Origin of the sequence: Planococcus circulans (assembly GCF_020023385.1) — a bacterium.
Classification (GTDB): domain Bacteria; phylum Bacillota; class Bacilli; order Bacillales_A; family Planococcaceae; genus Planococcus.
Map to the genome: position 1 here is coordinate 283,840 of NZ_JAIQCL010000003.1, position 18,112 is coordinate 301,951.

18 protein-coding genes are annotated in these 18,112 nt (G+C 47.3%); 13 read left to right on the plus strand and 5 right to left on the minus strand.

Features of this window, described 5'->3' with window-relative positions; all coding sequences use genetic code 11:
* Positions 1 to 29: 29 nt before the first annotated feature.
* Positions 30 to 467 (plus strand): methionine sulfoxide reductase, encoded by a 438-nt coding sequence (locus K8U60_RS07740; protein WP_223636691.1) that lies wholly within the window; start codon positions 30 to 32, stop codon positions 465 to 467.
* A 54-nt stretch (positions 468 to 521) separates the two neighbouring features.
* Here K8U60_RS07740 and K8U60_RS07745 read toward each other — a convergent pair whose 3' ends face one another.
* Positions 522 to 1,508: a YhdH/YhfP family quinone oxidoreductase gene (locus K8U60_RS07745; protein ID WP_223636693.1), complete on the minus strand. Its 987-nt coding sequence runs from the start codon at positions 1,506 to 1,508 to the stop codon at positions 522 to 524.
* Positions 1,509 to 1,706: 198 nt separating this feature from the next.
* Here K8U60_RS07745 and K8U60_RS07750 point away from each other — a divergent pair, with 198 nt between their 5' ends.
* Together K8U60_RS07750 and K8U60_RS07755 are read left to right on the plus strand one after the other, a co-directional pair.
* The gene (locus K8U60_RS07750) at positions 1,707 to 2,177 is read left to right on the plus strand and encodes a peptide-methionine (S)-S-oxide reductase (protein ID WP_223636695.1); all 471 of its coding nucleotides are present in this window, start codon (positions 1,707 to 1,709) and stop codon (positions 2,175 to 2,177) included.
* Between the two features lie 113 nt (positions 2,178 to 2,290).
* Positions 2,291 to 3,007 (plus strand): dihydropteridine reductase, encoded by a 717-nt coding sequence (locus K8U60_RS07755; protein ID WP_223636697.1) that lies wholly within the window; start codon positions 2,291 to 2,293, stop codon positions 3,005 to 3,007.
* A gap of 166 nt (positions 3,008 to 3,173) precedes the next feature.
* Here the strand turns inward: K8U60_RS07755 and K8U60_RS07760 are convergent, their stop codons facing one another.
* Positions 3,174 to 4,415 carry an AI-2E family transporter gene (locus tag K8U60_RS07760; protein WP_223636699.1) on the minus strand — a complete coding sequence of 414 codons (1,242 nt, stop codon included), beginning with the start codon at positions 4,413 to 4,415 and terminating at the stop codon, positions 3,174 to 3,176.
* A gap of 436 nt (positions 4,416 to 4,851) precedes the next feature.
* On the opposite strand from K8U60_RS07760, the gene K8U60_RS07765 reads away from it, so the two are divergent.
* A complete protein-coding gene (locus K8U60_RS07765) occupies positions 4,852 to 5,217 on the plus strand; it encodes a DUF4181 domain-containing protein (protein ID WP_223636702.1) in 366 nt (121 codons plus the stop codon).
* A 52-nt stretch (positions 5,218 to 5,269) separates the two neighbouring features.
* Positions 5,270 to 5,644: a hypothetical protein gene (locus K8U60_RS07770; protein WP_223636705.1), complete on the plus strand. Its 375-nt coding sequence runs from the start codon at positions 5,270 to 5,272 to the stop codon at positions 5,642 to 5,644.
* A 98-nt stretch (positions 5,645 to 5,742) separates the two neighbouring features.
* On the opposite strand, the gene K8U60_RS07775 is transcribed toward K8U60_RS07770, so the two are convergent.
* Positions 5,743 to 6,336 carry a TetR/AcrR family transcriptional regulator gene (locus tag K8U60_RS07775; RefSeq protein WP_223636708.1) on the minus strand — a complete coding sequence of 198 codons (594 nt, stop codon included), beginning with the start codon at positions 6,334 to 6,336 and terminating at the stop codon, positions 5,743 to 5,745.
* Positions 6,337 to 6,493: 157 nt separating this feature from the next.
* Between K8U60_RS07775 and K8U60_RS07780 the strand changes: the two genes are divergently transcribed.
* Positions 6,494 to 7,228, plus strand: coding sequence for a glucose 1-dehydrogenase (locus K8U60_RS07780; protein WP_223636711.1), 735 nt, complete (start codon positions 6,494 to 6,496; stop codon positions 7,226 to 7,228).
* 50 nt (positions 7,229 to 7,278) lie between these two features.
* Here the strand turns inward: K8U60_RS07780 and K8U60_RS07785 are convergent, their stop codons facing one another.
* The gene (locus tag K8U60_RS07785) at positions 7,279 to 7,887 is read right to left on the minus strand and encodes a hypothetical protein (RefSeq protein WP_223636832.1); all 609 of its coding nucleotides are present in this window, start codon (positions 7,885 to 7,887) and stop codon (positions 7,279 to 7,281) included.
* A 301-nt stretch (positions 7,888 to 8,188) separates the two neighbouring features.
* On the opposite strand from K8U60_RS07785, the gene uxaC reads away from it, so the two are divergent.
* A complete protein-coding gene (gene uxaC / locus K8U60_RS07790) occupies positions 8,189 to 9,607 on the plus strand; it encodes a glucuronate isomerase (protein ID WP_223636713.1) in 1,419 nt (472 codons plus the stop codon).
* Positions 9,608 to 9,667: 60 nt separating this feature from the next.
* On the opposite strand, the gene K8U60_RS07795 is transcribed toward uxaC, so the two are convergent.
* Positions 9,668 to 10,861 carry an ROK family transcriptional regulator gene (locus K8U60_RS07795; RefSeq protein WP_223636715.1) on the minus strand — a complete coding sequence of 398 codons (1,194 nt, stop codon included), beginning with the start codon at positions 10,859 to 10,861 and terminating at the stop codon, positions 9,668 to 9,670.
* A gap of 341 nt (positions 10,862 to 11,202) precedes the next feature.
* Between K8U60_RS07795 and K8U60_RS07800 the strand changes: the two genes are divergently transcribed.
* The 6 genes from K8U60_RS07800 to K8U60_RS07825 all read left to right on the plus strand — a co-directional run bounded on the left by K8U60_RS07800 (position 11,203) and on the right by K8U60_RS07825 (position 18,108).
* A complete protein-coding gene (locus K8U60_RS07800) occupies positions 11,203 to 12,081 on the plus strand; it encodes a helix-turn-helix transcriptional regulator (RefSeq protein WP_223636717.1) in 879 nt (292 codons plus the stop codon).
* Positions 12,081 to 13,241: a Gfo/Idh/MocA family protein gene (locus tag K8U60_RS07805; protein WP_223636719.1), complete on the plus strand. Its 1,161-nt coding sequence runs from the start codon at positions 12,081 to 12,083 to the stop codon at positions 13,239 to 13,241. Before K8U60_RS07800 ends, K8U60_RS07805 begins: the two co-directional genes overlap by 1 nt.
* A gap of 62 nt (positions 13,242 to 13,303) precedes the next feature.
* Positions 13,304 to 14,308 (plus strand): Gfo/Idh/MocA family protein, encoded by a 1,005-nt coding sequence (locus tag K8U60_RS07810; RefSeq protein ID WP_223636720.1) that lies wholly within the window; start codon positions 13,304 to 13,306, stop codon positions 14,306 to 14,308.
* Entirely contained in the window at positions 14,305 to 15,183 is an 879-nt protein-coding gene (locus K8U60_RS07815; protein WP_223636723.1) for a sugar phosphate isomerase/epimerase family protein, read from the plus strand. The genes K8U60_RS07810 and K8U60_RS07815 overlap by 4 nt, the downstream gene beginning before the upstream one ends.
* A 21-nt stretch (positions 15,184 to 15,204) precedes the next feature.
* The gene (locus tag K8U60_RS07820; RefSeq protein WP_223636725.1) at positions 15,205 to 16,278 is read left to right on the plus strand and encodes a Gfo/Idh/MocA family protein; all 1,074 of its coding nucleotides are present in this window, start codon (positions 15,205 to 15,207) and stop codon (positions 16,276 to 16,278) included.
* A gap of 291 nt (positions 16,279 to 16,569) precedes the next feature.
* Positions 16,570 to 18,108, plus strand: a complete 1,539-nt coding sequence (locus tag K8U60_RS07825) for an MFS transporter (RefSeq protein WP_223636727.1) — start codon at positions 16,570 to 16,572, stop codon at positions 18,106 to 18,108.
* Positions 18,109 to 18,112: the final 4 nt, after the last annotated feature.

Sequence of the window (18,112 nt, forward strand, 5' to 3'; positions counted from 1 at the left end):
TCGGAACTTACTTTAGAGGAGGACGAAAAATGAAGGAGTACTACGTTAAGAAAATCCAGCACCCGCAAGAAGGCGAGCTCTATCAATTTCTGGAACTAGATGCCCAGACAGGCGAGGAACAGGCCATCAATCCGTTTGAAACGGGGATGCTGCAGCTCTATGCGGAGAAGGAGCCAGCACCTGAAATCTTTTCCATCACCTCCAAGCGTGGAGCGGATGCGACCGGATTTTACCGGGACGCGAAATTTGTCGTGCAGCGGGGATCCAAGTTTGCGGCGTCAACTTCGCCGAAATGCCCTCAAAAATACATCAAGCTGCGCGAGAACTTAGTGCTGGATAAGTTGCTTGTGCCGTTCGAGCATCAACTCCTGTTGATGGAAGACACCGAGTTTGATTCGCCGATGATGGCGATGGGCGCAGTGATCGGCGGCTGGGTACGAGGATCGCATGATTGGAAAGAAACGTGAAAAAGCGGAAGGGCTGATTTTAGCCCTTCCGCTTTTTGTATTTTTAGCCTGAACTTACAATTTAACGATGGTCCGCCCCAAATGCTGGCCATTCTTGATGGCGTCGATCGCCTCGGTCAATTCTTCCAGTGAAATTTCGTTCACCAGTGTCGTGTCGGCGATGTTCCATTCGCTGGCCATCTTCTCCCAAATGCTTCCGCGCTTCTCGATCGGCACATTGACAGAGTCGATGCCGAGCAGGTTGACGGCTCTCAGGATGAACGGCAGGACAGTGGTGTTCACTGGAAGGCCGCCCGCGTTGCCGCACATGCTCATGCTGCCGCCGTAGGAAATCTGCGGAATCAATGCAGAGGCCACATCTCCGCCGACCGTATCCAGCACATAGTCGAAACGGGTCTTGGCGAGTGGCTTCTTGGCGTCTCCGAGCTGGTCTGCAAAAACAACATTGGCTGCGCCCAGTGATTTGGCGACTTCTTCCTGATGCTCTTTCCGCACCAAAGCGGAGACGTTTTTATAGCCGATTTTAGAGAGGATCTGTAAGGCAATGCTGCCGACTCCGCCGGTTGAGCCCGTCACCAGTATTTCCGGATTGTCTGCAACGTTCATCCCGTTCTTCTCGAGTGCAAGAATGGAAAGTGCTGCAGTGAATCCGGCCGTGCCGAATACCATGGCATCCTTCAAGCTCATAGTATCTGGCAATGGCACAATCCACTCCGCAGGGATGCGGGCGTATTCTGAAAAGCCGCCTGTATGGCTCATGCCCATCGTAAATCCGGTTACGATCACTTCCTGGCCTTCTGTAAAGCGCGAGTCTTTCGATTCCACGATGGTGCCGCTCAAATCGATTCCCGGAATCATCGGGTAGTTTCGGATGACCCCTGAATTTTTCTGGACAGCCAGCATATCTTTGTAATTGATCGACGAATAGGCGACTTTGATCAAAACATCCCCTTCGGAAAGTTGATCTGCAGTTACTTCTTCCAACCCATAGACGATCTGGTCTTCCTGTTCCTTGACTCTGATGGCTTTGAATGAGTTCACATTAATTTCCCCTTCCAGTACCTTAGTTTTGCAGCAAAACTGCTTGAATACAAAATCTACCATTCTAAAGCGGATACCGTCAATCTGGAGAGGCCGGGTTGGCTCTGTACTTTCTGGAATTCCGCATTAAAAAACAAGCTTCTCACAGGAAAATGGTATATTTACTTTAATTGATTTTACATAAAGAGGAGGGCCACTATGGAAACAGTCTATTTGGCAGGGGGATGTTTATGGGGAGTGCAGGCTTTCATCAAAACCTTGCCCGGCGTCGAGTCTACAGAAGCAGGAAGGGCCAATGGAACAAGTCCTCTACTTGAGAGTGATTATGATGGCTATGCCGAATGTGTAAAAACCACATTTGACCCGGCCGTCGTATCAATCACTGGATTGATGGAGTATTTGTTTGAAATCATCGATCCAACCAGTTTGAACAAACAAGGCGAGGATGTTGGCGAGAAATACAGAACGGGCGTTTACAGCGAAAATCCTGCCCATCTAACAGAGGCGAAGGCATTCATTGATGAAAGAAATGATTCGGATCTTATCGTGGTCGAAGTTTTGCCGCTTACAAACTATGTGAGGAGTGCGGAAGAACATCAGGACCGGTTAGCCAGATGCCCGACTGATTACTGTCATATTCCAGAAGAATTGATGAATAAGTATAAATAAAGCTGGATTGTCAGATTTCCTCCGTTTCGTCCAGAACATTTAATTGAGAACAATTATCACTTGTTGTATAGTAGATGATAACAGAGAAAGAACATTGAGGGGGAAAATAGATTATGCAAATTTACTGGACGAAAATAAACAAGATCATTGAAGAAACACCTGAGGTCAGAACCTACCTTCTGGATCGCCCGGAAGAATTCACTTGGCAGGAAGGTTCCCATACCCACTTCGCTTTGGAAGGGTTTAACGCTGGAGAGAAACCGAACCGTGGATTGATCCGCCATATGTCCATCTCTACATTGCCGCATGAAAATTCGATCGGCATCACGACACGCATCAGAGAGCAGTGTTCTGAATTTAAAGCGGCTCTAAGAAACCTCGGAGTCGGCGATGAAGTAGCGATTTTTAAAACGCATTCGAATGTCCCGCTCAAAAGAGAAGACAAAAATGTCTACCTATTGTCATCGGGTGTCGGCCTGGCGACGTTCCGGCCGCTTGTGCTGGATTATTTCGAACGTGCCGACCAGGTCAATCAAATCCATTCGTTGAACATCGACTCATCAAAAGATTTCCTGTTCACGGATGTCTTTGAATCCGCACCTGACAAGAAGTTCACCTCACAATTCGTCGATAACCGCCGCGACTATTATGAAGAAGTGAAGAAGCTTGCAGCAGACAAAGATGGCCTTTTCTATGTTGTCGGAAGCGATGACTTCCTTATGGAAAACATTAAATTGCTGCGTGAGCAGGGCGTCAAGACCGCACAGATCATGCTCGACAAGCGTGAACAGTCGATGCCTGACTTTTTATCAGTTGATTTGGCAGTCTAAGCCGGATCGTCAATTTTTCTTGAAACACCCTTAAGTATCCCAGCAATTAGTTGAATAAAAAAAAGCCTAATTCCTCGTTCAAGAAAGGGGAATTAGGCTTTTTTGTCTTTTAATACCCGTAAGCTCATACGTGCATATGGCTTGAATCACAAACATTTCAGCAGTTCTATTGGGTACGTCTCAGTTTCTTTTTCAGGTTCAGCTGTTTCTTCTTTTTCTTTTCTGAGACCAGCGGCTTTGGCGCAGGATTGTACTCATCATCGTACAGTCCGGTATAGCGCTGGTACCAGGTGAATAGGTGGACGAGAAACACTTTGGTGACGGCGTAGGCCGGGATTCCGAGAATGACGCCGGGAATGCCGAAGAGATTTCCCGCCGTCAACAAGACAGCGATGATGGTGACGGGATGGATATTCAGGTTGCTGCCGAGAATGAGCGGCTGGATGACGCGGCCTTCCAACGTCTGTTCGATGAAGAAGACAATCAGCACTTTGACGAGCATGATGGGCGGGTGCAGCACGATGGCGATGATGACAATCGGGAAGAAAGCGATAAAGGTGCCGAGAAAAGGAATCAGGTTCAAAGCGCCGGCTGTAATAGCCAGTATCAATGCATATTCGAGGCCGATGATGCTGAAGCCGATCCAAAAAATCAGGCCGACGAAAAAAGCCACGAGCAGCTGGCCCCGGATATACTGGCTGATCTGCAGGTTCGTTTCGCGCAGCAGCAGGTAAGTATGCTCGCGCATTCTCGAAGGGACCAGCTTCATGATGTGGTAAGGCAGGTGATGGCCATCCTTCAAGAGGTAGAAAAGGATGAAGGGCGTTGTGATGATGGCCAGCACGGTGGTCGACAGGATGCCGAAGATACTGCCGATGCCGGTAACCGTCGTATCGACAACATCGTCCGCCTGGTCCGTAATGGAAGTGGACAGGCTGTCATCTTCACCTGTCAGCTGCATCTGGAGCTGTGACAGCAAATCGCTTTGGAAAAAGGCGTCGATCTGTGAGATGAAGCTGGTTAAATACTCTTGCCAGTTGTCCAAAAGGCTGAGCGTCTGTTCCCGGATAATCGGGATCAAAGTCGCGATGCCCCACGCCAACAATGCGGCGATCACGACAAAGACGATGGTGATGCCGCCAGCGCGCGGGATGTTTTTCGTTTCCATCCAATCGATGAATGGATTCAGCAGGTAGTACAAGACACCAGCCATAATCAGCGGCAGCCCCATGACATCAAAAAAAGCGACAAGCGGCTGGAAGATAAAGCTGACTTTCGGCAGCAGCAGTAAATTCAGCAGAATCAATAGGACAATGATCAGTACGGATACCGCTTTGTTGTTCAGCACCCATTTCGCAAACCAGGAAGCTGCATGGCTTAGCGCGTTTTTGTTTTTGTCCTGCTCCATCACGTGCACCTCTTTCCCGAATAAACCTGTTTCAGCAGCATGGAACCGATATTCTTTTATATACTTAAAATACCCGTATAGCGCATTTTCACACCGATTCGAATTTTTATTTTGTCATCACCGATACGATTTCTTCAACTTCTCTGTGGATAGCGAACGACAACTTTCCGTAATAGTTTATCCACATGTGGATAAGCGGTAAAGAATGACGAAACGGCAAAGTTATCCCCGTTTCAAGCTGAAATCATCCACATATCCAAGATTCCGTCGGATAACTCGACGGGTTTTTCATTTATTGCCGTTTTTTTCTTGAGGATTGGGGATAACCTGTTGAATCCATCGAAGCGATTGAGTAGATTTTCATTTCCCGGGAAATCTTTCGGAACTTCCATCCAATTGACCCGTAGAATAGACAAGAGCTCAGGAGGTGCGGCATATGGAAGTTTTACTTATTTGGCTGGCCATTATTTTCGGCTTCGGATTTTTAAGGATATTTTTGAGAAAGCGGTTCGGCATTGATGAGGAAGAGCGGGCGGGTATCCAGGTAAGGCGGTTCGAACGCTGGAACGGCTGGGTGATGCTGGGAGCGATTATTGTGTTGTTTATGCTTCTCCCGGATTCGCTGGAAGTGTTTTTCTCTTGGCTGATGATCGTTTTCCTCATCGTAAACGGGGTACAAGTTTTTCTGGAATGGAAATACTTGCAAGAATCCCGAAAATATCAAGTATCGCTTATCTATTTTGCGATTACAGTGCTGGCTGTCGTGTTGTTCATCAGCTATGTCGGATGGCAAATAGGGTAGCATCAAAAGTTCAGTTCGATAGATGCGAAGTAATGATTGGGGAGTGAGTGAAGTGGATGCGTTGATTTTGATCGGGTTCTTCATCAGCATGGCACTAGTCGTCCTGATGCTGAAAAAGCTAGAAAAAAAGTATGGGGTAGACCGGGCAGAAGCTGGAGAGCCATTGAAGAAAATCGAACGCTCGGCAGGTTGGATCAGCGGGATCAGTTTAATCGGACTTATTGGCCTGGCGACAGCTGGGGTAGCGATCAACTACATGATTGTCCTGTTGTGCTTTGGAGGATTAGCTGTACTTCAAACTTTGATCGAATGGAAATACGTCGGGAATTCACGACGCTCTCTTGTCAGCTTACTGCTGACGATTGTGTTCATCCTGTCCATACTGGGTCTGATGGGCTTAGCGGAATGGACAGCTGTGGATTTATAGAAGAAAAGAATAAGCTTTACCTGCTCGTTGCTCTGTGTCAGGTCAACTGACGCTATAGACCACGATGAAAAAGGCATTCCGCCAAAGGAATGCCTTTTTCATCGTCTTTCATCTTCCACTACCACCGCGCCTTTATACATTTTGCCGTGGAGATCAGCCAGCTTTCCGGCCATGATTTCAGGAGAATCGTTAAAATCCTGTTTAATCCAATACAGAAAGAATCCCAGGCTGCCGTAGGTGACAAAGTAATTGAGCGCAGCTATATCGAGCTCACTTTCTTCCTCCAGGCGCAGCTCGGTGGCAGCCACTTGGACCAGGCTTTCACAAAACTGGTTCTGCGAGCCGGGGAGTACTTCTCCTTGGATGATCAGCCGAAAGATAAACTGATGTTCATACATGTATTCGAAAATTGGCAGATGACGCTGCACATCTGTCGAGGAAAAGCGTTCCAACTCCTGGAAACTTTTCCGGAAATAGCCGACGAGGCCGTCCAGATGGTCTTCGACGACGGCCGCTAGCAGCTCGTTCAGATCCGTGTAATGGGAATAGAAGGTGACACGGTTGCAGTCAGCTTGCTTTGTGACTTCGGTGATGGTTAGCTGCTGGAGCTCTTTTTCTTCCATCAGCTGAAGCAGCGCTGTTTTCAGCTTTTTTTTGGTCCGCAGAATACGGCGGTCTTCTGTGCCCTTCATCTTGAGCTCCTCCTGTTGTGTCCGAAAAATGGACAGGTTTGTAAATTAAGTATGACATGAATCTTGAATAATGGACAAACTCAATGATTGTCTGTTAACTTACATATGTAGTTTATTTTGAAAATGAATTTCAGCAGAATTTTAGGAGGAACAGAAAATGGCACGTTTAGAAGGTAAAGTAGCGATTATTACAGGTGCGGCCCAAGGCATGGGTGCATCACATGCGAAAAAATTCATCGAAGAGGGTGCGAAGGTCGTGCTGACGGATTTGAACGAAGAAAAAGGCCAGGCTTTGGCAGCTGAACTTGGAGAAGATGCATTGTTCGTTAAGCAGAACGTGACGAGCGCGGAAGATTGGGAAGCAGTTGTGGCACAAGCCGAAAAAGCATTCGGTCCGGTGAACGTGCTGGTCAATAATGCCGGCATCACGATGGCGAAATCGATTCTTCAGACGACAGAAGAAGAATACCGCCGCATTGTGGACATTAACCAGGTATCTGTGTTCCTTGGTATGAAAACCGTCATCCCGTCCATGCAAAAAGCCGGCGGCGGGTCGATCGTCAACATTTCATCCATGAATGGTTTGGTGGCTGGTGCCATCGGCTATACCGATACGAAATTCGCAGTTCGGGGTATGACCAAAGCGGCAGCGATGGAATGCGCCAACTACGGCATCCGTGTGAATTCCGTGCACCCCGGCGTTATTGCGACCCCGATGGTTGTTCAGGAAGACACCAAAGCGGCAGTCGAGGAATTTTCAAAGCATATCCCGTTGAAGCGCGTCGCACAATCAGAGGAAGTATCCAATATGGTGATGTTTCTTGCTTCGGACGAAGCAAGCTATTCCACAGGTTCGGAGTTTGTGGTGGACGGCGGCATGACAGCTCAATAAGCAGAAATAAATACGGCCATTACGCGGATTTCAGCGTAATGGCCGTATTTTTAAAGTTTCTGGTGTTTTTTATTGAGGAACAATACAAGCACGGGGCCGATGATCGGGATCCAGGCGAGCGCTTTGCGTTTCGCCTCCGGATAGAAGCGGTGGACAGTGTAGACGGATAAGCCCCACAGCACAAACCAATCAACGGTCATGACAGATACCAGACCTGACGTGAAAAAGGCTTCGCGGTAGGCGGCCAGTGAAAAACCCTGCAGCAGCGTCAGTCCGTTGACGGCCCAGGACAGCATCAGGAGAATGAGCCAGAAGCGGGAACCGAGAAAGCGAACGAGCCATTTCGGTGTACGCAACCCTCTTTCAGCTTGCCGATCGCCGAAAGCGAAATACAATAGGAGTGAAAATGCGCCGACGCCGAAAGACAAAAGCGCGAACGGCCAGGCCGGCCATTTTTGCCGGTCATTCAGCAGCAGCAAGGTCAAAAAAACTATCGGAAACAACCCGAGCGAGTTGAAGACGGCCAGTACCAGCGGGTCGATTTCCCCCAGCTGACCGCTGAAGATATTCGACAGAACGGGATCGGTCTCGCCGCCGGGTGCAAGAAAAACAGCATAGCCGACCAGCAGCAGCCAAACAAGTAAAAAAATCACGGTCATCACTCCTTTTTCATCCTACTCTATTAACCCATGAGTTCCCTGAAGAATCCATCGGCAAACCGCTAGTTGACGTTTAAGAAAATCGTAAAGCCACTTGAAGTGGGGGAGAAGCTTTTGCTATTCAAAAAAAACATTTAAACTAGCTGCCTATTTTTATTCAGAAAAAAGAGAATATTTACTTGAAGTTTTAGGTCCGCCGTACTATGATGAAGATATTCAATTAGTTTGTCGGTCAAACAAATTATTTAATGTAAAGTTACTATTCAATTTAAAGCGCTTACAATCGAAAAGGGGTATGAATATGAAAACTTTCATCACAGAAGATTTCTTGCTGTACAATGACACGGCAAAAGAGCTTTACCACCAGACGGCCAAGCATCTACCGATCATCGACTACCACAACCATTTAAGCCAGGATGAAATTTTCGAAGATAAAAACTATGCAAACCTCACTGAAATCTGGCTGGCAGGCGATCATTACAAATGGCGTGCCATGCGGGCGAACGGCATCAGTGAACCGTATATTACTGGAGACAAAAGTGATTATGAAAAGTTTTTGGCCTGGGCAAAGACCGTTCCGAACTTATTCGGCAATCCCTTGTACCACTGGACGCATCTAGAACTGCTCCATTATTTCGGAATCGATGAAATTCTGAATGAAGCGTCCGCCCCGGCTATTTGGGAAGAAGCGAACCGTCAACTCGCAACTCCTGAACTGTCGGTGCGATCTATCCTGAAAAAAGAAAAAGTGGAATTTGTCGGCACGACGGATGATCCCACGGATGACCTGGCGACCCACAAGAAATTGGCGGAAGAGGGATTCGCCATCCAAGTTTCACCATCCTTCCGTCCAGACAAAGGCTTAGCTATCGAAAAAGCTGAATTTTCTTCTTGGGTCGACAAGCTGGAGACGGCTTCCGGCTTGCCGATGCGCAGTTATGATGCGTTCTTGGAAGGGTTGGCGAAGCGTGTCGATTATTTTGATGAGCATGGCTGCCGAAGCTCCGATCACGGCATCAGTGTCCTGTTCTTTGAAAAAACAACGAAGGAAGAAGCGGCAGCTGCTTTCAGCAAACGCCGGGACGGGCACGAACTGACCGCCAAAGAAATCGACCAGTTCAAAACCTATACACTGCTTGAGCTCGGGCGTTTGTATGCGGAAAAAGGATGGGTTATGCAATTGCACTTGAGCCCTCTGCGCAATAACAATACGAAAATGTTCAATGCAATCGGACCGGACAGCGGCTTCGATTCAATCGGCGATCTTTTGCTGGCAGACAAATTGTCCGGCTTACTGGATGCAATGGACGTCAAGGATCAATTGCCGAAAACGGTTCTGTACAGCTTGAACTCACGGGATAACAATATCCTGGCTGCTATGGCAGGGAATTTCCAAAGTGCCGGAATTCCGGGGAAAGTGCAGGCAGGAACAGCCTGGTGGTTCAATGACCATATCGATGGCATGGAAGACCATATGAAAACGTTGGCGAATATCGGCTTGATCAGCAATTTCATCGGGATGCTGACAGATTCCAGAAGCTTCCTGTCCTTCTCCAGACATGAGTATTTCAGAAGAATCCTCTGCAATCTGCTGGGTTCATGGGCAGAAGAAGGAAAAGTCCCGAAAGACATGGAGCTGCTTGAGAAATACGTGAAGAACATCTGTTACGACAATGCCAGTAATTTCTTCAATGTCAAAGAGCAGGTTGCGGTCTCCTAAATGAAAATATCCCCTTCTGCCAAACAGGCAGAAGGGGATATTTGATTTTGCTGCATTGGTTTATGAAACCGGTAAGTTGGCTGGAAGATGTTCCGCAGACAGCGAAAGCCGAAGCTCGGGAACTTCCAAAAATCGATTGACTGCCAAAGCGCAAGCACCCATGACGCAGGCATCCTTGCCGAGTTCAGACAATTTCAGTTCGCGGTATTGATTGAAAGTGGAATGCAGGTGGCTTTTGATCCTGTCGAGTGCGTCCGGCAACATCTTCAGTATTTCGCTGTTGAGCACCAGTGTCTCAGGGTTGTAGAGATTGATGACATTGTTCAGGCCAATCGACAAATACTCGAAAAATTGCTCGATATATTGGCATACCTCTGGATCTTTTTCTGTTATCCAGTTGCGCAGCTCGGCATAGCTGGCGTCGGGTTTGTTTTTCAACACCGCTATTTCCTGCAGCATGCGAGATTCGGAAGCATAGAGCTCCCAACAGCCGCGGTTGCCGCAGGTACATTGTTTGCCGCCGGGGAAAATGATCATATGGCCCATTTCGCCGGCATACCCGTTGTAGCCCTTCAACAGTTCCCCGTCCAGGATAATGCCAAGCCCCATGCCCGAATACATCGCGATGCTCAACAGGTTTTCACTGTCATGGTGATTGAATACCTTTTCAGCGAAAGCAGACAGGTTCGCGTTGTTTTCGATGTAGATGTCCACGTCGATTTCTTTTTCAATGTCGGCTTTCAAGTCTTTTTCCCGCCATTGGTGCTGTGGGACGAAAAACACTTTCTCGTCTTTGCCGACCGTACCATGGATTCCGATAACTGCACCGACCATGCCGTATCGGCTGTCCGCGCATTGGAGCTGGAATTCTTTTATTTCGGCGAGGACCAATTGAAGAATGGTCTCATAATCGGACGTTTCCAGTGGAACATCCTTTGAAAGGACCGGATAGCCCAAAAGATCGGACAGCGTGTAGGTGATGTGCTTGGCGTCAAGGTCGATGCCAAGCGCAAATCCGGCTTTCCGGTTGAGTGACAGCATGATGGGTCTTCTGCCAAGTGCCGTATGTTCCTGCTGGGTTTCGTAGATCAATTCTTCATCGAGCAGATCCGCTACCTGAACAGAAATGGTCGCTTTGTTCAAGCCGACTGTTTTCGCAAGGTCCGCACGTGAAATCATGCCGTATTCGATGATTTTTTGGAGAATCAAGCTTCTGTTTATCTTTTTGATATAGGATCCATCGCCAGTAACCATTTTATCTTTCCTCCGTATTAATAGTTTTCGCAGGCATAAATGAATGCAGGCGTTCTTATTTGGAGCATCCGAATGCTTTCACCGGTGTCCTTCTATGTTAAAAGCATACCATAAAGAAAATGGTTTCTGCCGAATAACAAGCCATCGGCACAGCGGCAGTCCGAAAAATCCTCATTGCATCCAAAAGATTTGTCGCGTACCTTTACACTAATGAACGAAATAGTTTGTAAATTATCCGAAGCAATTCTGCATAAAGCATTCTCGGATAATTTTATCTATAAAATAGGCATTTACAGATAATGAAGTTATCTGAAATTAATATAGAATGGGGGTAGATTCATTTGAAAGGCAGGATTTATATCGAAAAGCCGATTATGGTGAATTACCGGATGGACAGGCATTGGGAACATATTGATTATCACTCCCATCAGGAATATGAGATTTATTTTTTTCATGCGGGTTCGTGCCGCTATTTGATCCATGACCAGATTTACGATTTGGAGCCGGGTGACATTCTTCTGATGGACGGAATGGCTCTTCACAAGCCGAATACTTCCCCAAACAGTGAATATGTCCGGAGCATGATCCATTTTTCGCCTCAGTGGATCGAAGGCGCTTTAAAAGAAGTGAGTGGCCTGAATTTGTTGGATGTCTTCCAAAAGCTGCATTATTGTCTGATTCGCACAAATGAAAATGAAGAATCCAGGCAATTGGAGAAATTGATCTCCCGTTTGGAGGAAGTGTATCGGAGTAAGGACTTTACCGGAGTACTGAAAGAAACAGAAATGAAGATTCTGTTGCTGCAGATTCTCGTGCAGGTCAACCGTCTGGGACAAATCGATTCGTTGAAATTACCTGGAAAGAAAGCCGAAAAGGAAGAGCATGCAGAAAACATCGCCGCCTATATCCAAGAGCATTATCACCAAAAAATAACGGTGGCTTCCATTGGAGAAGCATTAAATTTAAGTAAATCCTATACATCTCATGTTTTTAAAGAGATGACGGGCTTCACCATTATGGAATACGTCATGGGCTGCCGGTTGAACCGGGTGAAATACCTGCTTGAGGCAGAACCGAAAAAGGCGCTGAAAGAAATCGCTCATGACAGCGGTTTTGAAAGCGTTTCCCATTTCAGTCGTTATTTCAAAGAAAAAGTGGGGATGACCGCAAAAGTCTATCGGAATTTACGCCTAAAAAAATACAGTGAGGAGAATGTATGATGAAAAAATTGAGATTAGGAATTATCGGATTGGGAGCACAAGGAGGCGCATATGCAGGATTTATCACCGAAGGCAAAGTGCCGAACATGGAAATCGGGGCAATCTGCGATATCGATCCTGAAAAAAAGAAGCTGGCAGCTGAAAAATATCCGGACATCCCTTTTTATGATGATTATATTGCATTGATCGAAAGTGGCGACGTGGATGCTATCGTAACCTGTGTGCCGCATTACCTGCACCCGGAAATGGGCATCAATGCACTGAAGAGAGACGTTCATGCATTATTGGAAAAACCGGCGGGTGTCTATACAAAGCAAGTCAAGGAATTGAACGATTTTGCTGCGACCAAGCCTGAATTGACATTCGGCATCATGTTCAACCAAAGAGCTAACGAATTGTATCAGAAGGTCAAGTCGGTTATCGACAACGGTGAAATCGGCGGCATCCGCCGCACCAACTGGATCATCACGACTTGGTGGAGACCTCAGGGCTATTACGATCAAAGTGCATGGAGAGCGACTTGGGAAGGCGAAGGCGGCGGTGTGCTGGTTAACCAGGCACCACATCAGCTGGACCTGCTGCAATGGATTGCGGGTATGCCGAAAAAAGTTTATTCCAATGTGAAATACGGCTACCAGCGGGACATCGCGGTGGAAGATGAAGTGACGGCATTGCTGGATTACGGCAATGGGGCAACTGGCGTATTCGTCACAGCCACTCATGACATCATGGGAACTGACCGTTTTGAAATTCTCGGCGATAAAGGGAAAATCGTAGTTGATGACAGCAAGAAAGTCACCATCAAGCGCCTGAAAGTACCGGAAGCTGAAATGAGCGCGAAGATGGACATGCAGGACGTCATGAAAATCTTCATGGGCACGGGTGCAGCAGATATCTACGACGAGGAAGTATTGGAGTTTGAAAATGTCTGGGGTGCTCAGCATACAGACGTATTGAAGAACTTTGCTGCCAACGTACTGGACGGTACACCGCTGCTCGCTCCGGGCAGCGATGGAATCCAAGGTGTGGCACTTGCGAATGCGATTCATCTTTCAAGCTGGCTAGATAAAGAAGTGGAATTGCCGGTGGATGAAGACTTGTATTTTGCTGAACTGAACAAAAAGATTGAAGAAGAAAAAACTGCGCTGGTCCAAAAATAAGAACGGAAAACAAACTCATCGCCGATTTGGCTTTGAGTTGTTTTTCACAGAGGAGAAGCCATATGTTGAAAATAGGAGTAATTGGCCTTGGGGATATTTCCAAAATTCATATCCCGGTCATTCAAAGCAATCCCGATGCTGTCCTGACAGCTGTCTGTGACTTGGATGAAAGCCTGGCGGTGGCCGGAGCCGCCTTCTATACCGATTACCGTGAGATGCTTGCCACAGAAACGCTTGACTGCGTCCATATCTGCCTGCCGCATCATCTTCATTACGAGGCCACAAAAGCCTGCGTCGAAAAAGGCGTCCATGTTTTTCAGGAAAAGCCCTTGGCGCTTAATGCCAAAGAAGGCGGTTCTTTAGTGGAGCTGGAAAAACGCTATAAAGACGTGAAGATCTGCATCTGCCTGCAGAACCGCTTGAACGAAACAGTGGAGAAGCTGCAGGAAATCGTGGAGAGCGGCGAATACGGACGGGTGCTCGGCATTAAAGGCCTGGTAGCCTGGTTCCGTCCGAAAGCCTATTACGACATCAAACCCTGGCGCGGCCGGATGGACTTGGCGGGGGGCGGCGTGATGATCAACCAGGCCCTGCACACGATGGACCTGATGCAGCTGTTTGGCGGGGAGCTTGTGAAAATCAAAGGGTCGATCGACCAATTGCTGGATTACGGCATTGAAGTGGAGGATACGGCTACTGCCAATATGCAATTTACGAACGGCGCAACCGGCCTTCTTTTTGCCACCAATGCCAATAGCGTCAACTCATCTGTGGAACTCCAGGTGATTTTGGAAAAAGGCAAGTTCACCATTAAAGACAGTATTCTGACACAGTCGGATGACGATGGGCGGAAAGAGATAATCATTGAAGATGAAAAGCTGCCCGGAACCAAGTTTTATTACGGCGCTAGCCATGCAAAACTGATTAATCTGTTCTATGACTGCATCAAAAACGACACAGATCAGTATATCCATGCAAAAGATGCACAAACCTCAATGGAAATGATCCAGGCGATCCGTGATTCAAGCGAAGACAGAAAAGAAATAGCAATGGAGGTCTACCAATGAAAAAAGGGAAAATCGGCGTACAGATGATGATGTTGAAGGACAAAGTGGAAGAGATCGGTGTCTACGAAACGATGAAGAAAATCCATGACCTGGGCTATCGCGCAGTGGAAGTCTCGCAGATTCCGATGACAACAGAAAACGTGGCGGAGCTGAAAAGAGCGAGCCGGGATTTTGATATTGAAATTGCTGCGCTGTCAGCTCCAGTAGAACCGATGATGCCCGGCATGCCCGGAGAGACGTTGACAAGCGATTTCGATAAAATCGTCCAGGACTGTAAAACGCTGGATTGCACGTTCCTGCGCATCGGCATGCTGCCGTTGACGGTGATGGGCGATAAAGACAAAATCATGGAATTCATCGCCAAAGCGGAAGGGATGGCAGAGCGCTTGTCAGAACATGGCATCGAGCTGTATTACCATACCCACCACATCGAATTCCAGAAATACAACGGTGAATACCTGCTTGATTTGATCAAGAACAATACGGAAAAGCTGGGCTTTGAATTGGATGTTCATTGGATTCAGCGCGCTGGTGAAAATCCGGTCGAAATCATCAAGCAATATGCAGGGCGGATTTCGTTATTGCATCTGAAGGATTACCGGATCGGCAAACTGGATATCAATGAAGATGATTTGAAGGATATGGCCGCATTTTTCGGGAAATTCACCAACCTTATCGAATTTGCGGAAGTGGGCGAAGGCAATATGGATATGCCTGCGGTCATCGATGCGGGACTTGCCAGCGGCGCCAAGTATTTCCTCGTTGAACAGGATGATACTTATGGACGCGACCCTTTCGATTGCCTGGAGACATCGGCAGAAAATTTGCGGAAGCTTGGGTATGCTGACTGGTTTCATGCAACGGAAAAAATATAACCAACAGGAGGCCGCATTCACATGAGTAAAGATGGAATGACTTATGCACCGAAAGGAAAGCCGAACCCGGTTGTTGCAGAAGGGGAGTTCCCGATAGCAGCAACAGCTCTGGACCATGGCCACATCAACGGTATGGTCAACGGACTGCTGGAAGCAGGAGCGACGTTGAAATGGGTATATGATCCGGATCCCGAGAAAGTGCAGGAGTTTATCGGGAAATATCCACAGGCTGAAGCTGCACCATCCCTGGAACATATTTTGCAGGACGACACGGTTAAACTGGTGGCCGCAGCTGCCATTCCTTCTGAACGGAGCGCGCTTGGAAATCGGGTCATGGAGTCCGGAAAAGATTATTTTACGGATAAGACCCCTTTCACGACGATGGCTCAATTGGAAGAAACCAAAGAAGTCGTAAAACGGACCGGCCAGAAATACATGGTTTACTTCAGTGAGCGTCTTCATGTAGAAGGAGCGGTTTTCGCCGGGGAGCTGATTAAAGATGGGGCAATCGGCCGCGTCATTCAAGTGACAGGATTCGGGCCGCATCGGCTGAATGCCTCCAGCCGTCCGGACTGGTTTTTCAACAAAGAACAGTATGGGGGAATCCTCTGCGATATCGGCAGCCATCAGATTGAGCAATTTTTATACTATGCCGATTGTAAAGATGCAGAGATTCTCCACAGCAAGGTCGGAAATTACAATAATCCTGATCATCCAGAACTGGAAGATTACGGAGATGCTACGCTGCGCGGCGATAATGGCGCCACCCAGATCTTCAAGGTCGATTGGTTCACTCCGGATGGCTTAAGCACCTGGGGAGATGGCCGCACCTTCATCACAGGGACAGAAGGCACCATTGAAATCCGGAAATACGTGGATGTTGCGCGTGATGAAACCGGTGATCAGCTGTACTTGGTCAATAAAGACGGAGAAAAGCATTACAGCCTGTCTGAACAAGTCGGCTTTCCGTTCTTCGGGGAACTCATCAAAGACTGCTTGAACCGTACAGAGCATGCGATGACGCAGGCTCATGCCTTCAAGGCTGCAGAACTCTGCCTGCAAGCACAACAACAGGCGATAAACGTGACAGAGTAAAGAAAACAGAGACTGATTTGTTACCCGAATTGTGGACCCGGGAGCAAATCAGTTTTTTATTTCGACTATTTTCGGAAAATTATAATAAAAAGGGTTGCTTGCTGAAGCGCTTTCATATATATTATTAAGTATATAGTTTGTTGGCCAAACAAATAATTAAAGACTTTTAAGTAAGTGAGTTTGATAAAGTGGAATTTCTTTAAAAAAGGTTTTGAAAGCGCATTCAACTAAAGGCGTAGGTTGGAAAGATGCAACAGGAATAATCACATTATAGAAAAGAGGAGATTGCATATGACAAGTGCAGCAGCGAGCGATAACTACGGATACCATAAAGCGAAAATCTGGCAGATTGGATTCTTTGCATTAAACAATACCACGACGAATATGTACCTGTTCGCTTTGGCGTTCGTCAGCTATTACGCTACTGGAATCGCGGGATTAACTGTAGTTGCAATCAGCACAATTTTGACTTTTATGCGTGTATTCGATGGAATCACAGATCCGGTCATCGGTTTCATCATTGACAAGACCGAATCGAAATTCGGCAAATTCCGTCCGTTGATGATTATCGGAAATATAATTCTGGCAAGTTCGCTGCTGATCATGTACAACGTTACGCATCTTTTGCCCGAGGCGTCTCAAATGCTGTTTTTCATTGCCATCTATGCAGTTTATATCATCGGCTACACTTTTCAGACAGCCTGTACGAAAGCAGCTCAGACGGCACTGACGAACGATCCAAAACAGCGTCCGCTTTTTGCGGTCTTTGATGGAGTCTTCAATACTGTACTATTTGCCGGAGGACAGGTTTTCGTCGCTTCCTACCTGGTCGCCAAACACGGCGGTTTTACAATGGGGATGTTCACAGAACTGAATACCTATGTCATAGTCCTTGGGCTGATATTCACGGGTATGGCGGTAGCGGGAATCTGGGCGAAGGATCGCAAAGAATTCTTCGGCCTCGCGGATTTGAATGTGAAAACAGGTTTCCGTGATTATTGGCCGATCCTGAAAGGGAACCGTCCGCTGCAGATGTTGATCATTGCGGCATCCAGCGACAAATTGACCTTAAGCGTTCTCCGGCATGCCGTCGTAATGGTCATGTTATTCGGTATCCTGCTTGGCGATTACGAACTAAGCGGCACCATTTCAATGATCATCATCATTCCGACACTGGTCATCACATTTGCCGGTGTGGCATACGCAAGAAAAAGGGACTTGAAAAAATCCTTTATCGCTTCGACCTGGATTGGACTTGCCGCATTCGGAATTTTGATTGCACTGCTCTTTGCAATAGACCCGACCACCATTTCTCTAGATAACCTCGGATTTGCGACAATCGCATTTATCGTGCTTTACACATTGGGAATGGGCTTCGGAAGTCTGCCATCGGCACTGGTCATTCCGATGATCGCCGATGTCTCTGATTATGAAACCTATAAATCCGGCCGTTATGTTCCAGGGATGATCGGCACACTCTTCTCTTTTGTCGATAAGATGATTTCTTCTCTTGCTCCTGCACTTGTCGGTTTTGCAGTGGCATTGATCGGCTACAAGGACACATTCCCGGAAATCGGGTCTGCGCTGACAGCGTCTATGTATGGCATGACCATCCTCCTTGCATTTGGAGTTCCTGTGCTTGGCTGGATCATTTCCTTGATTGCGATGAAGTTCTATTATTTGGACAGCGAAAAAATGGCAGGGATCCAGAAGTCGATTGGTGATGTTAAAGAAAAAGCTGAAAACGAAAGATTGCGGGTGGCGAGACAGCCAGTCGAACAGATGGACAAAAGCGGCGATTCGCTGAATCCTATTCCGAGTTCGAAGTAAAAAA